Origin of the sequence: Leeuwenhoekiella palythoae, from assembly GCF_020310025.1 — a bacterium.
Taxonomy (GTDB): Bacteria; Bacteroidota; Bacteroidia; order Flavobacteriales; family Flavobacteriaceae; genus Leeuwenhoekiella; species Leeuwenhoekiella palythoae.
The window spans coordinates 1516351-1533967 of the sequence record NZ_CP084318.1 but is presented as its reverse complement, the minus strand read 5'-3'; the positions used below and the strand labels follow the sequence as shown (position 1 = coordinate 1533967).

Genomic DNA, 17617 nt, shown 5'->3' with positions numbered 1-17617 from the left:
TCCGCAACGAAATCATAGACAAACCTTTAACAAAATGAACATAAACTATCAACTTACAAACTCGGATTTTTTAGAGCATCAACTCTATACATCTTCAAAATCTGAATTACATAGAAAAAGGCGATTTCGTTCTCGAATAATTATTCCGATACTTTATTTGGTACTCGGATTTTTTTTCGCAAATCAGAGCGGAAAATTAGGAATTGGAATTGGATTCGCTGTATTTGGAATTTTATGGTTCCTATTCTATCCGTTATATTCTAAATGGAGATATAAGAACCATTTTAGAAAGCATGTTGAAGAAAATTATAAAAATCGAATAAACAAATCTGTTGAAATTGACTTTGATGAAAATTCTTTGAATGCTAAAGATTTCACATCCGAAAGCAGAATAAAAGGAACTGAACTAAAAGAACTGATAGAAACTAAAGACCATTTCTTTATTAAGTTACAAACTGACTTGTCTCTGATTGTCCCAAAACACTCAATTGAAAATCAATCGGAATTTAAAAAGCGAGTAACTGAATTAGGAGCGGAATACGTTGATGAACTGAATTGGAAATGGAAATGAAAAGTACTACTGCCAACACCGGCTTTAGTTCATTGCTTCTGATTTTCATACAGCAAAACCATAGATAAGGCCTTAAAAGGCTAACAACAAAAAAAGGGGATGCTCCATAAAGAGCATCCCCTTGACCAAAACAAAATAACTAGATAATTACTGGTTAGTTATAGGGTGTGGCGCATCCCACCAAAGGTTTGTGCCTAAATTGTCTTCTCCTTGTGTACTTACTGCGGCTTCATAATTCGCTGAGTTTGATTGTGACCAATCTAAGTCATAACCGTGGCGCACAGGAATATCGCTTCCATTTAAGGGCTCTGCAGCCGGGGTAAGCTCAGGATATCCTAATCTTCTCCATTCTGCCCAAGCCTCATAGCCTTGTAAGAATAACGCTTTCCATTTTTCTTCTGCAATTTGCTGCATTGCTGTTGCATCGTTAGTGCTTAAAGGTACCGTGGCGATATAGGCATCTGCATCTGCTGCGCCCCATTGCTCGTAAGATGCGGTAATTGCTGCCTCATAATAATCGCTTGCGCTGCCGCTAATCCAACCTAACTTTGCAGCTTCGGCATAAGAGAAAAGTACTTGAGCATAGCTATAGATCACTCCGGGAGCCGTTTGATCATAAATAATATCGCTTGTGATAAAAGAAACATCGCTAGCCGCATAGCTTGATGTGGTCAAACCATAAGGCATTCCAATATATTGCGGGTCTCCTGCGACTACAGAACTTCTTGTATATTCTGCGTAAACGTCGATTCTGCTGTCGTCATCAGCTAATAAGCGGTTTACAAAAACGTCACTTACTGCATAATCCTCACGAGTTTCAAAACGATCTTCCCAAGGGTTATCATACGACTGATCTGCAATAAAAGGATAAAGTAGATTTTCAGAATTAGAAGAGATAGCGCCGCTCATCGCTTCTTGAAATTTAGTAGCTGCTACACCGCTTGCTCCAGGGTATACGTTAGAGAGACGTAAAGCCATACTCAGCTTTAAGGTATTTGCAAACTGAATCCATCGGGTCATATCTCCGTCAAAAATCAAGTCACCGGTAGGTCCTGCTTCTGAGGTATTGATCAGGGCAAGGGCATCATCAATCTCATCAAAAAGAGAAAGATAAATCTCTTCTTGAGAGTCAAATACCGGAGTGGTGTTGTCTAAACCTTGTAGCGCTTCAGAATATGGAAGCATTCCCCAGCGGTCTGTTGCAAACTGGTAGAAATACGCTTTAAGTAATTTGGCTACAGCGATCTGATTATCGTTAAAACCGTAGGCAACTTGAGTTAATGCGGTTTCTTCATCGCTGTTAAGATCAATAATGGTTTGCAAGTTTATTAATGGGCCATAGTAGAGGTAGTCAATATCCCAGTTTCTTGTACCATAACGTGAACCTTCGGTATAGGTAATGTTTGAAATGTATTGTACATATAAATTACCTGTCTCTGCGGTAACTGCAGAACCTATTTGCGATTCGGCATAGGTTAAGAGACCACTACTAATTGCAGCTGTAGTAGCATCTGGATCAATATTGGTGTCGTTAAAATCAACAGTGTCACAAGAAGAGACTTCAAATAACAGAATTGATAACAACGTAAGTTTTAATATATAGTTCTTCATAATAATTTTGTTTCTAGAAGGTTAGTTTAATATCCATACCAAAGGTTCTTTGACTTGGATTTTGTCCTGCTTCTACCCAACGGGCGTTTCCACTAGAATAATAATCTTCAATTTCAGAAGGGTCAATTCCTTTTACGCTAGAATAAATAAGCCAAAGGTTGTTTGCGTAAACACTTACTTTCACATTTTCAAAAGGAAGGTTCTCGATCATAGATTTTGGGAAATTATAGCCTAAAGAAGCTTGTCTTAGTTTGATGTATGAAGCATCATACAGCCACTCTTCAACAACACCATAAAGATTTCCGAAGTACGTTCTAGGATTTACATAGTATGAAACGAGTTCGCCTGTAGTAGCATCAGCACCATCTACACGAATACCTCCAGAAGAGCTTTGTGCGTTGTTTACATTTACAGAAGTCACTTCGTTTCCGCTGGCATCAATTACGACATCACGTATTGGGTTACCTAAGTCGTTAGTACCTACGGTCTGAATACCTACCCCTGAACTCGCGTTAAACATTTTTGTAACCGAATAGAATTTTCCACCTTTTTGAAAGTCAAAAGAGAAGTTTAAATCAAAGTTCTTGTACGACATCTGGTTGTTGAAACCACCCGTGAAATCAGGCTGAATGTTTGCGATCTTCTCGATAGCATTGGTGTATTGTGGGGTTCCTGCTTCGTTTAAAAGAATGTTGCCATCTTCATCACGCTGCCATTTGTAACCATAAATATTACCCCAATCGTCACCTTCATCTGCGTATAAATAACCTCTCCAAACGCTAGCTAATAAGGTCTGATCTGTAAGATCATTGATCTTCACCACCTTCTTATTATAGTTGGCGATGTTAAAAGCCATATTCCATCTAAAATCAGGGCCGTCAAACGGCGTTGCGGTAATCCCTAATTCCCAACCGTTAGTTTTAGTGATTGACTCGTTTCCGGTAGTTGCAGTATATCCTGTTGCACCATTAATGGTCAATGATGAAGGAAGCTCACTGTCTTTACGAGCGAAATACGTAAAGTCAAGGCCTATGCGGTTTCCAAAGAAACGAAGCTCTGTACCTAATTCTTTTTCTTCACGAATTCCTCCTTTAAGCGTAAGGTTAGCTAATGTGTTTGGGGTAGAGATGCTTAGCTTGTCTTCGTATGAATTCTGAATAGAGTAGGTGTTGTTTAAGGCGTATACTCCCGGAAATGATGGAGCTTGCGCCAGACCGGCACGAAGTTTACCGAAGCTTAATACGTCATTGTTCTCAAGAACATTAGTAAAAATGAAACTTCCTGAAACCCCGTAGGTATCTACACTGTTGTCATTTACATCTGCAGTAGAGCTCCACTCTTTTCTGTAAGAACCGTCTAAATACAAATAGTTTTCATAACCAATGGAAGCAGTAGCAAACATTGAATAGTTCTTTTCTGAAGAGTGATCTCTCGAATAATTAATGTTTCCAACCGAAGTTCTGATGCTGTAATAATCTGGAATTTGCAGTCCACCTGTGGTGTTGGCGCCTATGTAAGAATATTTTCTTTGATTCCATTGTGCACCTACGTTTGCCACTACATCAAAAGCGCCAAATTTGTTCTCATAGTTGATTTGTGTGTACAATTCGTTAAACTCATTCGTCGTCGTATTTTCAGAATAGCCTGGCTGACTTAAACCGTACCAACCTGTTTTGCTTTCATACTCATAGCTGTTAAATGTGCGACGAAGATCTACAAGACCGCTCAAGTGCTCGTCATATTCATATTCTAAACCAATACTACCATACACTGCATTTTTGATTTGAGAATTGGTGTTTTCATAAACATCAAAATAAGGAGAGTTCCAGTATAGTGGTGTTGGATCTGAAGCAGACTTCATATTCCAAGAATAAACTTGCCCGTTTTGTCTGTAATTTTTTAGACGGTTAATGTCTAATTGACGTTGCCACCACTGGTTGAAGTTAGAACCGATACTACCATAACCTTGTACAGGGAAATTGTCTGTTAATCGATACTGATAGTTAAAGTTTCCGTTGAATTTTAATTTAGGAGCTACATTATAAGATCCTTTAAAAGAAACTGTAGTCTGCTCTCTGTTTGTGTTTGGAGTGATCAACGACGTCTTAAGATTGTTGATCGTAGTTTTAATATTATAATCGTCTCCTCCTTTTAGTAAAGAGAACGTAAGGTTGTTAGTAGTTGCTGTTTCATAAAAGTCTCTTACGTTATCAGGATTTGCAGACCAAGGTCTTAGTTCGCCGTAGGTGTCAGAATTAGGAATCCAACTATCCCAATGTCTTACAAGGGTTCCATCAAGTTCAGGACCCCAAGATTCATCTGCAGAATAGTTAGGGGTTAATTGACCTTCAAAAGTTGAAAACTCTTGAGAGTACCCACCACCGTACTGATTTTGATATTCCGGCAACAGATAAAGAGAAGACATAGAAACTGCTTCGTCAATAGAGATTCTCGTTTCTCCGTTTTTAGCTGATTTTGTGGTGATGATAACAGCACCGTTACGCGCTTCTGTACCATAAAGAGCTGTACCGGCAACACCTTTAAGAACAGAGATGTCGGCTACATCTTCCATGTTGATATCAGAAACCGAATAGATTTTTACACCATCCACTACATAAAGTACTCCAGTTTCTCCTCTTAATCGTATTAAAGCATTGTCAAAAGTAGAACTTGGTGAACCAATGAGCTGAACCCCTGCGATCTTTCCTGCAAGAGCGCTGTTGATATCAGTATCTTTTGCTTGAACTACAGAAGAACCATCTATAGATTGTTGTGAATAACCAAGACTCTTTTTCTCACGTTTAATCCCATTTGCTGTAACAACGACCTCATCAAGGCTTTCTCCTGATTTCAGGCTTATAGAATATGTTGTCTCTTCTGTAACGGGTATTTCTTGATCATTAAAACCCATAAAGCTTACTACAAGTATATCTCCGGTAGACGCGTTAAGGCTAAAATTTCCGTCAAAGTCGGTTGAGGTACCTGTGCTTGTACCTTTAATAACCACAGATGCACCCGGTAAAGGCAATCCGGTATCGTCAACTACGGTACCTGTGATTGTTTGCGTTTGCGCAAGGGCCATCTGTACAACTAATGCAAAAAAGAGCATTAGAAATCCTTTTGTTTTGATTTTCATGTTAGTGATTTAGTTAATAGAAATTTTCGGTGGCAAAACGTTTTACTTTTTTACCAAATCGAATCGACCAATTCGACGTTTTCGAAAATAGCGGTACTAAATCGCCTCTGTTATGTAAATGTTAACCCATTGTTATACTATCGTATTTATTAGTTAAGGATTTTAACACTAATTAATACGATATCGTTGTAATAAGATTCTAATTGCTGAGAATTATTAGCCAAAAAACTAAAAAACCGTCAATAAATGACAGTCTTTTAAAAATATTGTTGCAGGAAATTAGCCTTTGGCGCGTTTAGAAGCATTTTTCAGAAAATATATTTCTAGTAGATTTGTCCGGAAATCTAATATCTACAGTGACAGGAATAGATTATCGTTTGCTAATTTTATTGTGGGTGATCTGCTTTTGTCGGGAGCTTTTAAAAGTGCCTTTTTCAAATGTTCTTTTGGCCGCGTGCTTGGTAGCTCTACCTTGTACTCGAGCGCGCCACATTCTAAAACTAGAAGGTTTCATTTCACGACGCATAAGTTCTATCACCTCTTGTTCTTTTAAACCAAACTGAAATTCAATAGCATCAAAGGTAGTGCGATCTTCCCACGCCATTTCAATGATTCTATCTAATTCTCTATCTGATAAGTTTTCGGTACTCATAACAATAGTTTTTAGGATAATTTAAACGAATCACTTTCTAATGTCAAGCGGTTTCTAATAAAATTAACGTTCTGCTATTTCGGTTTAACAATAGAGCCGTAGCACGTTAAAATCAAACCAAAAGTTTAAGTATAATTTATCGTATCGCTTTATAAACGAATGCTTTTCGCTGCTAAATTTGTTCTTCAATTAAATGACAACTACTTATGAAAACAATAAAAATCGCAGTGAGTGCTTTGTTGATCGCATCACTTGCAAGCTGTAAAACAGATAAGGATAAAGAAGCACAAGTTGAAGAAAACCAAGAGGTGCAGGCTGTAGATAGCACAGCTCCTGAAAAGGCGCGTTACGCAGATGCTGTAGTTACGCCAAAAAAACCTACCATGCCTGAAAACTACGAGATAGACTGGGAAGGTGTTGAAGCTGACGCTGACAAAAAGCTTGATTTTGACGGCTGGTTAGAATATCAGACGTTCTCTGGAAGCTTAGGTAAACTTGAACTTAAAGAAGTGCCAGAAGAAGAAATTACAGACTATATCACACAATTAGAAAATGAAACCACAGCTCTTGAAAGTACCATACCTGCTAGCCTATTAACCGAAGAGGTTCAGGAGGATATTAAGGATATCAGAGAAGAAGTGGCAGATTTGAGACGCGTTGTAGAGCAACCGGGTGTTGAAACCTCAAAAATTGATAATCAAGTAGAAGAACTTGTTGAAGCGTATCAAGATCTTAACGAAGAGTTGAAAGAAACGATGACTAAAAAAGCATCGTAATACGATAGAAAATTTAATAAAGAAGGCCTCTAAATAGGAGGCCTTTTTTTGTATTTGTTAATTTTTTAGTAGCATTGCCGCAAATTCAATAAAGTTTTAGCAATACTTTAAGCTGCGCAACTTTATATAAGCGATTGACTGTCATAAATTTGCAATGTTAATCCCCAATGCAATGAAATATTACCTGCTTCAAATACTACTTTGTGTGGTGCTGTGCGTGTCCTGTAAAAAAGGCGCTTCTTCCACAACGCAAGATTTTGCGATCAAAGCTCATGTAGAAGAATTAGAACCTAATGTCAAAGAAATCATTAAAGACTGGGATGGCTATTGGGCACTTAAACGCAATATTGCTATGATCGAAAATACTAATGCGCTCAACGCAATAGATTTTATGGATAAGATGGCTAATAATTGCAACGCAATGATCTTACAAATCCCGGATGCTATTGAAACTCCAGAGATCAAAAATCGCGTTGAAAAAGTAGATACTAGAATTAATCAGTTCTATACAGAAGTCAACCGCAACGAAATGCGGGAGCGTATTGTTCAAAATCATATCGAGACGATCGTTCAAGCTTTTGATACGCTAAATAAAGAACTCAACCGCACCTTATAATTGTGAAAAAGAAGAATAAATAAGTAAGCTCCCTAAACAGGGAGCTTTTTTTGTGCGTACCTTTGTGTACATTTGAAACTATGAAGTTTTACGCTACCGCACTACTGCTTGTATTGATGCTTTTTTCTTGTAAAGAAGAAAAGAAAGCTACTGTAAATCCTCGCAATGCAACAGATACGCTACAAGTCAACTTTGATGAAAATAAAAAAGGTAATATTGCACTTACTCCTGCTGCGGTAAAGGCAATTGAAGGTTGGGAAAGTTTTCCAGAACTTCAGGCACATATAGCTGCTCTTGATACGGTTAGAATTCAGTATTTAAGAGTGAATGGCGAAGATTGGATCAGTACCGCAAGTTTGGCTCAATCTAAGGTAAATGACAGTCTTGTAAATAATGCAATGCGCTCCAGACTTACGGTGCTTTTTACAAAGATGAATACCACCATTCAAGAAGCTTCAAAACTCGAGGTGGACACCGTCTCTTATTACAAAGAAGCAACTGAACTGTACAACGCATTTCAAAACCTTAAACTGCAGATCAATCTTAAATTTCAAAAGTCTATTGAAGAACTTCTGGAGCAATATGAGGTTGAGGCTGATTCACTTTCTGCGGTACGCGACTCTACGCAAGTGCGCAACGACAGCTTGTTGCGCGCAAACCGCGTTCCTGTTAATTAAAAATTTCTTATGAAACATCTCTTTCTAGGACTTTTGCTTTTAAGCACGATAAGTCTTACCGCCCAAAAACAAGACAAAATAGAAATGGCCATCAACACCCAGCTTGAGGCTTGGCATAAAGCTGCGGCAGATGCAGATTTTGATGCCTATTTTGACTTGATGACTGACGATGCTGTTTTTATTGGTACAGACGCCGAAGAAAACTGGCAGTTAGATCAGTTTAAAGCATTTTCAAAACCCTACTTTGATCGTGGAAAGGCGTGGAGTTTCAGTACACTGGAGCGCACCATTTATCATCCTAAAAAGGCCAAGATGGCTTGGTTTGATGAATTACTTGATACGCAAATGGGAATTTGCCGCGGTTCAGGAGTGATGCTTTTGGACGGTAAAGAATGGAAAGTACAGCATTATGTGCTGTCTATTGCTGTTCCTAATGAAAATGTTGACGAACTCACCCAGCTTAAAAAAACGCACGATGATGCTTTGATTAAAGTGTTTCGGGCAAATTAAAATTACATAACCCCTTTATTTTTATACTATTATATGAATTCAATGTTTAAAATGATCGTCCCGGTTTCTCTCGGGATTTTAAGTTTGACCGCTTGTAAACAAGAGTCAAAAACTGATGCTGTAGCCGAAGCCAAAATACCGGCGCTCGATATGGCTAATATGGATACTTTAGTGAAGCCGCAAGATGACTTTTACAATTTTGTAAACGGAAATTGGATGAAAGCCACAGAGATTCCTGAAGAAGAATCGGTGTGGGGAGGCTTTAGTGTATTGCGTAAAACAACACGTGAGGATGTTTTAACCATCATTAATGATGCGCGTAAAAGCAACACGTATGCCGCAGACTCAGATCAGGCCAAAGCACTTGCCCTTTATGAAAGTGAGTTAGACACGGTTGCACGTAATGAAGCCGGACTTCAACCGCTTCAGCCTGCATTAGACAGTATTGCATCTATAGCTTCGGTGGCAGATATTCAGCGTGTAGGACAATTGCGCAATGGTACAGGAACTCCATTTTTTAACTTCAGAGTATTTTCAGATTTTTCAAACAGTAAGATGAATGCCGGGTATATTGCTCCGGGAAGATTAGGATTGCCTGATCGTGATTACTACATCGAGCAAGATGAGAAGTCTAAAGAAATTCGCGAGCAGTACAAAGAATACATCAGCTGGGTACTAGAATATGCGGGTGATGATGCAGCTACTGCAAAAGAAGAAGCAGAGCGCATTCTTGCGTTAGAAACAAAATTAGCCGAGCCTAAATTAGACAAGGTTGAACAGCGTGACGCACGTAACCTCAATAATCCAAAGAGCGTTGCTGAGTTACAGAAAATCACACCGGCGGTTAACTGGGAAGCCTTTTTTGAAAATCAAGGGCTAGCTAAAGAAGTAGATACGGTGATCGTGCTTCAGCCTAAATATATGAGTGCGTTGCAAAATGTACTTACAAAGACTTCTTTAGAAGATTTAAAGCTACTTATGCATTGGGCAACTTTGAATTCGTGGTCAGATAAATTGACAACCGACTTAGAATATGCTAATTGGGAATTCTATAGCAAAACACTTAACGGAACACCAAAACAAAAACCTGCAGACGAGCGTGCGTTGGCTACTGTAGATGGCACTTTAGGAGAAGCTGTGGGTAAATTGTATGTAGATAAAGTGTTTCCGCCGGAGGCGAAAGAAAAAGCTGAGGCAATGATCGCAAACATCAAGGAAGCCTTTAGAGACCGCATCAATGCACTTGAATGGATGACTGACTCAACGAAGATGCAAGCCATTGAAAAGCTTGATAAGTTCACGGTAAAAATAGGTTACCCTGACAAATGGGAGGATTATTCTGCGCTTGAGATCGATGCAGACCAAGGCTATTTTGAAAATATGCTGGCTTACGGAAGCTGGTCTCTTGACAAGAATAATGCAGACTATAAAGAGCCGGTAGATAAGACCAGATGGGGTATGTCGCCGCAAACGGTAAATGCGTATTTCAATCCTTCATTTAATGAGATTGTTTTTCCGGCAGCAATTTTACAGCCTCCATTCTATAATTATCAAGCAGATGAAGCTGTAAATTACGGTGGAATCGGAGCCGTAATAGGGCACGAGATATCACATGCTTTTGATGATAGTGGAGCGCGTTTTGACGGCGACGGAAACTTAAAGAACTGGTGGTCTGATGCAGATCTTGAAGCCTTTACTGCTCGTAGTGGAGCCTTAGCAGAGCAATACAGCAATATCGAGGTTGCAGACAGCTTGTACATCAACGGGAAGTTCACTTTAGGAGAGAATATTGGTGATCTTGGCGGTTTGCTAGCTGCTTTTACTGGTTTGCAAAAATTCTATGAGAAAAACGGAAGACCAGAGAACATTGACGGTTTTACTCCAGAACAGCGTTTCTTTATCAGCTGGGCGACGATCTGGCGTACAAAAATGCGGGATGACGCGCTACGTACACGTATTAAAACAGATCCACATTCTCCGGGAATGTATCGCGCATACGTACCGCTTCAGAATATAGATGCTTTTTATGAAGCTTTCAATATCAAAGAAGGTGATCCTATGTTTGTACCGGAAGAAGACCGCGTACGCATTTGGTAATACTATGCATATCTAAATACAGAATCCCGAAAGCCATTGCTCTCGGGATTTTTTTAGCCTTTAATTTCGTTAACCAAAGCAAAAGCTTGATTTACGTATTCCTTTTCAAGAAAAAGCGTGAAATAGTTTGAAGTGGAAATAGCTTCAAAAATGGGAATTCCTTCATATGCGAGTAATTTGAATATATAAAAGTAAAGTCCAACAGTTTTTGAGTTATTTGCGGGAAGCGCGATAGATAATGACGAAAGATCGTGCTTGACCATCACACAGGTTTCATCTTTAAAACAGCGCTCTACAAGGTCTGTCAAGTCATTTGAAACCAAAATATTACTCTCGTGAAACGTACTGGAATACGTTAAATAGGCTTTAGGAATGGTCTTGGTTTCTTCTAAAAGTTTAGACTGACTTTCTAAAATCGTATTCGAGTTGAGAAAGGTAAAGTCAGTAATCCCGCTGCGCACGACAATATCTCCCAGATCGCGCATCATACGCTCATCTACGCGCTTTTGAGGATAATAACGGCGCAATGCCATTACAATGGAGCCTACATTCACCGGTTTACCCAGTTCTTTTTCTATGCGTGGCTGAAAATCTTCGGCAAGGGCACTGTAGTTAATGATCTTGCGCATCAATGCATCTTCGGTATAGGGCTGATGTTTTATAAGTTGTTCAACAACAGAAGTTATCGTTTTCAATGTTATATATTTAACAATTTGTACAAATTTATATAAAATTGTTGAATTTTTTTCGGCGGAGTTTTTTTCGACTTAACTATGCAGCAATAATCGGTTAAGCATAAGCGATTTATTTAAATGTTATCCCCAACGGAATTAATTTGACGATGATGAATGTTTTAAAATTTGGAGGAACTTCAGTAGGAAGCGCTCAAAACATTAGAAAGGTAGTAGAAATTTTAGCTGTTACCGAAAAGCCAAAAATTGTGGTTCTCTCTGCAATGTCTGGTGTTACCAATTTATTAGTAAGCCTTAATCAGGCAAGTATAGATAAAGATTTAGCACAAATCACCAATGTGCTAGAGCAGCTTCAAGCTAAACATTTTGAAGCAATCGAAGATCTGTTTACCGCAGAGAATCAACCAGAAACAAAAGCTCAAATTGAGACGTTTGTAGCTGCTTTACAAGAAATTGCAACCGGTGGTCGCACCTTGACTACCTATGCAGAACTTGTTACGTATGGCGAGACTATGCTTACTTGGATGTTTTCGAGATTTTTAGATCAGGAAAACGTAAGCAATGTGTTGCTCAATGCGAGTACCTTTATGAATGTAGGTTCTGTTGAGAATCCAAACATTGATGCTGTTGCTGAAGCTTTGGCACCTCAATTAGCAGAAAATTCATCTGAACTTTATATCACTCAAGGTTTTGTTTGTCGCGATGAGCGTGGCGCTCTGGCAACTTTAAAGCGCGGCGGAAGTGATTTTAGTGCAACCATTATTGCAGCTGCCGTAGATGCCGCAGGCGTTCAAATCTGGACAGATATTGACGGATTGCACAATAACGATCCACGTTATGTACAAGAAACACAACCCATTGAGCATTTGACCTATAACGAGGCGGCTGAGCTGGCTTATTTTGGAGCAAAGATTTTGCATCCACAAACGGTAGCGCCGGTCATCGATCGTGATATCCCGGTATGGTTAAAAAATACGTTTGAGCCATCGGCACCGGGGACTAAAATTTCTAATGAGTACCACAACCGAGGCCTAAAAGCGATCTCAGCAAAAGATGGTATTACCGCTATAAAAATCAAATCAAACCGCATGCTTGGTGCGCACGGTTTCTTGAGAACAATATTTGAGGTTTTTGATCGTCACGAGACGTCTATTGATATGATCACCACTTCTGAGGTTGCTATCTCGTTGACCATAGATGACACGCGTAATCTAAAAGCGATCATCACAGAACTTTCTGTTATTGCTGAAGTTACTGTTGAAGAAGATCACAGTATTATTTGTATCGTAGGAGAAAACCTTATTGCAGATCACGAGTCGTACAAAGCTTTTGGCATTTTAAATTCTATCCCGGTGCGTATGATCGCTTATGGAGGTAGTAACAATAACATTTCGCTTCTTGTTCCAACTCGCGAAAAGATTAACACATTACAATATTTAAACGCGCAATTGTTCCAACTAGAGGGAGCAATAGCTTAGACTTTTGTTAGTTAGTGTTAGCCTTCTTCTGACCAACCAGAAGGAAACATGGAAAACCCGGTGTGTGCTTGCCGGGTTTTTTTAGTTATAAACTTTTCTGAAATGTGTAGCCCAGTAAAGGCTTTAAAGTAACCGAATCTACTTTTTTATAGGTTTCCTCTGCTTCTTCGGTATCATACTGTGGTGGCTCTAGACCTAAGGCTTTCGCTTGTTTGGTGTAGTACTCAGCTTTTTTGGGATGCTCAGGATGCACCGCATTTATAATGTGGCCAAAAGCGTTTTTATAGATCACCCCTAGAATAATTCCCATACAATCCTGTCTGTGAATCAAATTTACGGGCGCAGTTCCATTAGATAAACCGGTGCGACCGGCAAGGTATTTTACAGGATTTCGGCTTCCGCCAAAGAGTCCACCAAAACGGATCACGGTAGTTTCTAATGCAGGTGATTTAAAGAAAATCTGCTCGACTTCTAATAATTGTTTGCCTTTGTTGTCTTGAGGCTGCGGAATATCTTTTTCGGTAACAGCGCCTTGAGCGTCATCATAAACGCCTGTGCTGCTTATTAAAATCACTTTTTTAACCGAAGCTTTTTCGGTAGCATCCAGCAATTGTGCCATACGCAAGGCGTGGTTATGGCCGGTATTGCGGCGTAGTCCCGGCGGAATCAAGATGATTAGAATTTCAGCATCAGCGAGAAAGGATTGTATTTCTCCGCGTATTTCATCTTCGGCAATTTCAACTTGATAAACATCTAAGCCGTGGTTGCGCAATTCAGCTTGTTTATTTTTTGAAGTGACCGAACCCTTAACGTGATGTCCTAATTCTAGTAATTGTGCGGCGAGAGGTAATCCTAACCAGCCTAATCCTGCGATTGCAATGTTGCTCATAGCTCAAATTTTTCCGAAGCCTTAAAACTGAATGTGCTGCTTGGTCACTAGCGCATCTGTATTTACAAAAGGCATCGGCATACTGTTCTTGGGTCGCGAAGGTAGGTCAAAGCTGCTGTTTTCTAAAAGATCGTAACTATAATCAAAAAGAGTAAAGCTTAATTCAGCGTCTTCAGCAATGCTTAAATGAACTTCCAGAGGTTCACGATCTACCAGACGATAACTCAGTAAATAATCACTGTTGCGGTTTTCTAAAGGATGATTTTCTCCGCTTCGCGGAAACACTTCCTGCCCGTTAAAACTGAGTCGGTTAAATAGCGTCCCTTGCGGACACATCAAGATCATATCGCCCACATTGCGCTGCGGAAAGATTACAAAATCAAGTCGGCGTTCGCCATTGATCACGGTGTCTTTTTCGGTATAGACTTGAGATGGAGCGACAAAATTTTTAGGCGCTGCGGTGATATAATTATATTGGCTACCGTATTTACCAGATGGCGGATTGATCTCTAGTGGTGTATCGTCAGTGGCATTTTGAACCAAGATCTCGTGAAGCCAAGAGTCGAGTTGGGTGTTGTATGTTGCGTAGAATGCCTGTTCTTGATCTACGTCATAGACATAGTTCAGACTCGTAGGAAAGGGACGTTCTTCGGTAAAATCTGCCTTACCATAAGCGGCAATAAAAGCCCCAATACTTACCAAAGTAAAAAGCCCGGCAATCTTAGCGTTCATCTTGTAAAATCCAATTACCGGAAGTAGGAGACCAAAAAGTAATACCGTCAAGATCGTTGCGGCGGCCAGCATTTTAAGACCGAGACCCACAGGAAATTCTTTGATGTAATGCGTGATTATAAAAAGCGCAGGAGCACAAAGCAGTGTTAAAATAAAGAACTGCGGTTTTGAGAACTTAATAAGTAAAAACACAGCCAGCAATCCAAAATACACAGGGATGATAAAAAACGAAGCTCCCGGAAGATACACGGCGACTCCGGTAGCGATCAATAACCAGAAAAATAAAGGTGCAAAACTAAGGGCAGCAGCGCTATTGGGGCGGTAAAATAGTTTGTAAATGAAAAAGACGACAGCCAATGTTAGCCCAACAAAACCGGCAAGCAGTTCGTAGCCGTTGTAAGGAAAACCTTGTAAAATATCGGCTTGTTTTGGGTCTAAAGCTAGGATTAACTTCCATCCTAAGCTGATGACATAAGCGAGAACCAAGGCAATCAGCAGCGGTAGGAATCCTCGAAAAATGTCAATCAATTTGAATGACTGATTGCGTAAACCATAAATGAGCAGCGCAAAAAATAAAATCCAACCTAAAATAAGCATAGGGAAAATCCAACTGAATGGATAATACAGCATTTTGATTAGGGGCATATTCAGATAAATATAATCTTGGTCTGCTTTTAAATTGAGATCAGCATTGCTGAAATGTTCTAGTAAAGCAGTCAGATAGCTACCTTGATGTTCTAAAGATTTTGGGTCTAAACGTGATGGGATGTCGTTTGCGGTGTGATAATCAAAATGATCCCCGATGAAGGCAAAAAAGAAGCCGTCAATATCGCCGTTTTCGCGCAGCACGGTGCTATCAGTATCATTAGGCAGCAGTTTATAAACGCTGTACATTAATGAATTGGCATAAGGATGCGACGGATTTGCCTCAGCAAAAGCCTTGATCAATGCGCCGTTTCCGCCATTGGTTTCTACGATCATATTTGAAGGCCCGCCGCTTCCGCGCGCTTCAAAATTCAATGCCAGATCAACCTCTTTTGCCCAAGGGTGCTTGTTGACAAAGACAGAGGCGCCGTTGAGCCCCAATTCTTCCGCATCGGTAAAAAGAAGAATGATATCATTTTTTTGTTTTTCGCCTTTGGCTAAAAATGCGCGAATGCTTTCTAGAATAGTGACTACGCCGCTTCCGGCATCACTGGCACCTTTTGAAGCCGTATGCGGTGCACTGTCGTAATGCGTCATCACTAATAAGGTCTCACCTTCACCAGTACCGGGAATTCGAGTAATTATATTTTCGGCTCTGCTTAATGCGCCCCAACCCGGCTTGTAAGCAAAATCACTTTGTAGCTCTACTTCAAGACCGTACGCTTCTAAAGTCGTAACTATAAAATCTTGCACTTCTTGATGCGCGGGCATCCCTACCGCGTGGGGTTTTTGAGCGATCGAATCTAAAAGTTGAAAAGCTCGGGCAGTAGAAAATTCGGTTTCGGGAGTGTCTAGTCCTGAAACTTGTTGAGGTTTATGAGTATAAAAACTAAAATAGGTAAGCCCTAAAAGCAATAGAAATGAGAGGACGGCAGCGTAGGTTGTTTTCATAAGCACGTATAGTTAAGCTAAAGGTAGTGGGAAACTAGGTTTTGCACAAGGTTGATGTTAATATGCTTTTTAGTTAATGCAAACGTTTTCGTTAATTCAAATAATTTTTCTAATTTAAAGAGTCTAAAATATAAGCGTATGGGAATCAAGAGTTTTATGGGTAAACGATCTAAAGTCGTTGCCGAAGAGGTAAATATCAAAGTGTCTGATTATATGACGACCAAGCTGATCACATTTACTCCAGATCAATCGGTTATGGATGTGATGCAGAAGCTGATCAAACATCGTATTTCTGGTGCGCCGGTGGTGAATGAGAACAACGAACTGCTCGGTGTGATCTCTGAGGGAGATTGTATCAAGCATATTTCAGACAGTCGCTATCACAATTTACCAATGGATAATGCTACGGTAGGTCAAAATATGGCGATTGATGTGGAAACCATTGATGGGAATATGAATGTTTTTGATGCTGCTCGTTTCTTTATCGAGCGCAAACACAGACGTTTTCCCATTGTTGAAAATGGAAAATTAGTAGGGCAAATCAGTCAGATGGATGTGATTAAAGCTGCCTTAAAACTTAGAGGAAATACCTGGAAGTAATCAGTTGCGTTTTACCAAAGCATAATAATCACCTTCTAAAGGTAAATAGCCTTGGTCGTAAACGAAGTAGTACACCGTGCCGGCTTTTGTAGTGTAAATACTCGTGAAAAGATTAAAATCAAAGCCCAAAGAAGTGAGCTTGTCACGCGTGGTTTTGGTTTTGTCTTCGGGATTGAGCGATTCTAGAATACGGTAATTTTTTCGCAGGTGATTGTTAGTATTGCGTATAAGATTTTTAGTGTCGCTGTTGAGCTTATTGTTAGCGGCATTGCGGCAGGCGTCGCTGCAGTATTTTTTATCTGCTCTGCCTATAATTTTATCTCCACACTCGGGACAGGATTTTTGCATATGCTCTAATTACGAAACCAAAACTTTTCTAAGATACTGAATTTCTAGTTTTTAAACGCTATTTGCACATGTGCTAAATGATGCTCACAGTGCCAAGCGTACATCCCAATAGTTTCAGCAAGGCTGAAGCGTTTGCCGTGTTCCGGATGTATGTATTCTCTAATCAAATCTTCAGAATGTAAAGATTGAAGGAGCGTTGCCCAGCGTGCGTGTAAGCCTGCAATCAATTGTAATGAGGAAGTGATCGCAGCAGATCGTGTGTCGGGTAATTCGGCCCATTTATCTTCAAAATAAGGTTTGATCTTGGGCGCTTCTTCAGTGAGTGCCAACTTAAACCGAATAAACGCATTCATATGGCTGTCGGCACAATGATGTACAAGTTGTCTGACCGTCCAACCATTAGGCCTGTACGTTTTTGAGAGTGCGTCTTCTTCAAGGTTTTTGGTTAACGCCGCAATCTTTTGTGGAAATTCAGCAATAGTCGCAGTCCACGATATAAGATGCTTTGCCGTGATGGCTTCCGGCTTTTGAAAGTGGCCAATGGGATATTTTAGCTGTTCTAAATTCATAAGAAGATATATTTAGTAAATCTGTCGCTTGCCTTAAGATAGTTCAGATTTTTTGAAAACCGAGGGG

Annotated in this window: 16 protein-coding genes; 8 read left to right on the top strand and 8 right to left on the bottom strand. The window is 39.8% G+C overall.

Going from position 1 to position 17617, the window contains the following annotated elements:
- Positions 1-34: 34 nt before the first annotated feature.
- Positions 35-571, top strand: a complete 537-nt coding sequence (locus LDL79_RS06375; RefSeq protein ID WP_225599592.1) for a YcxB family protein — start codon at positions 35-37, stop codon at positions 569-571.
- Between the two features lie 147 nt (positions 572-718).
- Here the strand turns inward: LDL79_RS06375 and LDL79_RS06370 are convergent, their stop codons facing one another.
- The 3 genes from LDL79_RS06370 to LDL79_RS06360 all read right to left on the bottom strand — a co-directional run bounded on the left by LDL79_RS06370 (position 719) and on the right by LDL79_RS06360 (position 5970).
- The gene (locus LDL79_RS06370; RefSeq protein WP_225599591.1) at positions 719-2182 is read right to left on the bottom strand and encodes a SusD/RagB family nutrient-binding outer membrane lipoprotein; all 1464 of its coding nucleotides are present in this window, start codon (positions 2180-2182) and stop codon (positions 719-721) included.
- 13 nt (positions 2183-2195) lie between these two features.
- A complete protein-coding gene (locus LDL79_RS06365; protein ID WP_072980661.1) occupies positions 2196-5318 on the bottom strand; it encodes a SusC/RagA family TonB-linked outer membrane protein in 3123 nt (1040 codons plus the stop codon).
- Positions 5319-5688: 370 nt separating this feature from the next.
- Complete coding sequence (locus tag LDL79_RS06360) at positions 5689-5970, bottom strand: TIGR03643 family protein (protein ID WP_072980659.1); 282 nt, start codon at positions 5968-5970, stop codon at positions 5689-5691.
- A 206-nt stretch (positions 5971-6176) separates the two neighbouring features.
- Here LDL79_RS06360 and LDL79_RS06355 point away from each other — a divergent pair, with 206 nt between their 5' ends.
- The 5 genes from LDL79_RS06355 to LDL79_RS06335 all read left to right on the top strand — a co-directional run bounded on the left by LDL79_RS06355 (position 6177) and on the right by LDL79_RS06335 (position 10646).
- Complete coding sequence (locus LDL79_RS06355; protein WP_225599590.1) at positions 6177-6746, top strand: hypothetical protein; 570 nt, start codon at positions 6177-6179, stop codon at positions 6744-6746.
- A 172-nt stretch (positions 6747-6918) separates the two neighbouring features.
- Entirely contained in the window at positions 6919-7362 is a 444-nt protein-coding gene (locus tag LDL79_RS06350) for a hypothetical protein (RefSeq protein WP_225599589.1), read from the top strand.
- An 80-nt stretch (positions 7363-7442) separates the two neighbouring features.
- Positions 7443-8039, top strand: coding sequence for a hypothetical protein (locus tag LDL79_RS06345; RefSeq protein ID WP_225599588.1), 597 nt, complete (start codon positions 7443-7445; stop codon positions 8037-8039).
- A gap of 9 nt (positions 8040-8048) precedes the next feature.
- A complete protein-coding gene (locus tag LDL79_RS06340; RefSeq protein WP_225599587.1) occupies positions 8049-8549 on the top strand; it encodes a nuclear transport factor 2 family protein in 501 nt (166 codons plus the stop codon).
- A gap of 33 nt (positions 8550-8582) precedes the next feature.
- Positions 8583-10646, top strand: a complete 2064-nt coding sequence (locus LDL79_RS06335; protein ID WP_225599586.1) for a M13 family metallopeptidase — start codon at positions 8583-8585, stop codon at positions 10644-10646.
- A 53-nt stretch (positions 10647-10699) separates the two neighbouring features.
- Here LDL79_RS06335 and LDL79_RS06330 read toward each other — a convergent pair whose 3' ends face one another.
- Entirely contained in the window at positions 10700-11341 is a 642-nt protein-coding gene (locus LDL79_RS06330; protein WP_167598290.1) for a hypothetical protein, read from the bottom strand.
- A 146-nt stretch (positions 11342-11487) separates the two neighbouring features.
- Here LDL79_RS06330 and LDL79_RS06325 point away from each other — a divergent pair, with 146 nt between their 5' ends.
- On the top strand, positions 11488-12816 hold the full coding sequence (locus LDL79_RS06325) for an aspartate kinase (protein ID WP_317197765.1): 1329 nt from the start codon (positions 11488-11490) through the stop codon (positions 12814-12816).
- 85 nt (positions 12817-12901) lie between these two features.
- On the opposite strand, the gene LDL79_RS06320 is transcribed toward LDL79_RS06325, so the two are convergent.
- Positions 12902-13705: an SDR family oxidoreductase gene (locus LDL79_RS06320; protein ID WP_225599585.1), complete on the bottom strand. Its 804-nt coding sequence runs from the start codon at positions 13703-13705 to the stop codon at positions 12902-12904.
- Between the two features lie 21 nt (positions 13706-13726).
- Positions 13727-16033, bottom strand: a complete 2307-nt coding sequence (locus LDL79_RS06315; RefSeq protein WP_225599584.1) for a M20/M25/M40 family metallo-hydrolase — start codon at positions 16031-16033, stop codon at positions 13727-13729.
- A 138-nt stretch (positions 16034-16171) separates the two neighbouring features.
- Here LDL79_RS06315 and LDL79_RS06310 point away from each other — a divergent pair, with 138 nt between their 5' ends.
- On the top strand, positions 16172-16633 hold the full coding sequence (locus LDL79_RS06310) for a CBS domain-containing protein (RefSeq protein ID WP_072980639.1): 462 nt from the start codon (positions 16172-16174) through the stop codon (positions 16631-16633).
- Here the strand turns inward: LDL79_RS06310 and LDL79_RS06305 are convergent, their stop codons facing one another.
- Together LDL79_RS06305 and LDL79_RS06300 are read right to left on the bottom strand one after the other, a co-directional pair.
- Positions 16634-16981 (bottom strand): hypothetical protein, encoded by a 348-nt coding sequence (locus LDL79_RS06305; RefSeq protein WP_225599583.1) that lies wholly within the window; start codon positions 16979-16981, stop codon positions 16634-16636.
- A 44-nt stretch (positions 16982-17025) separates the two neighbouring features.
- Entirely contained in the window at positions 17026-17550 is a 525-nt protein-coding gene (locus tag LDL79_RS06300; RefSeq protein WP_225599582.1) for a YfiT family bacillithiol transferase, read from the bottom strand.
- Between the last annotated feature and the right edge of the window lie 67 nt (positions 17551-17617).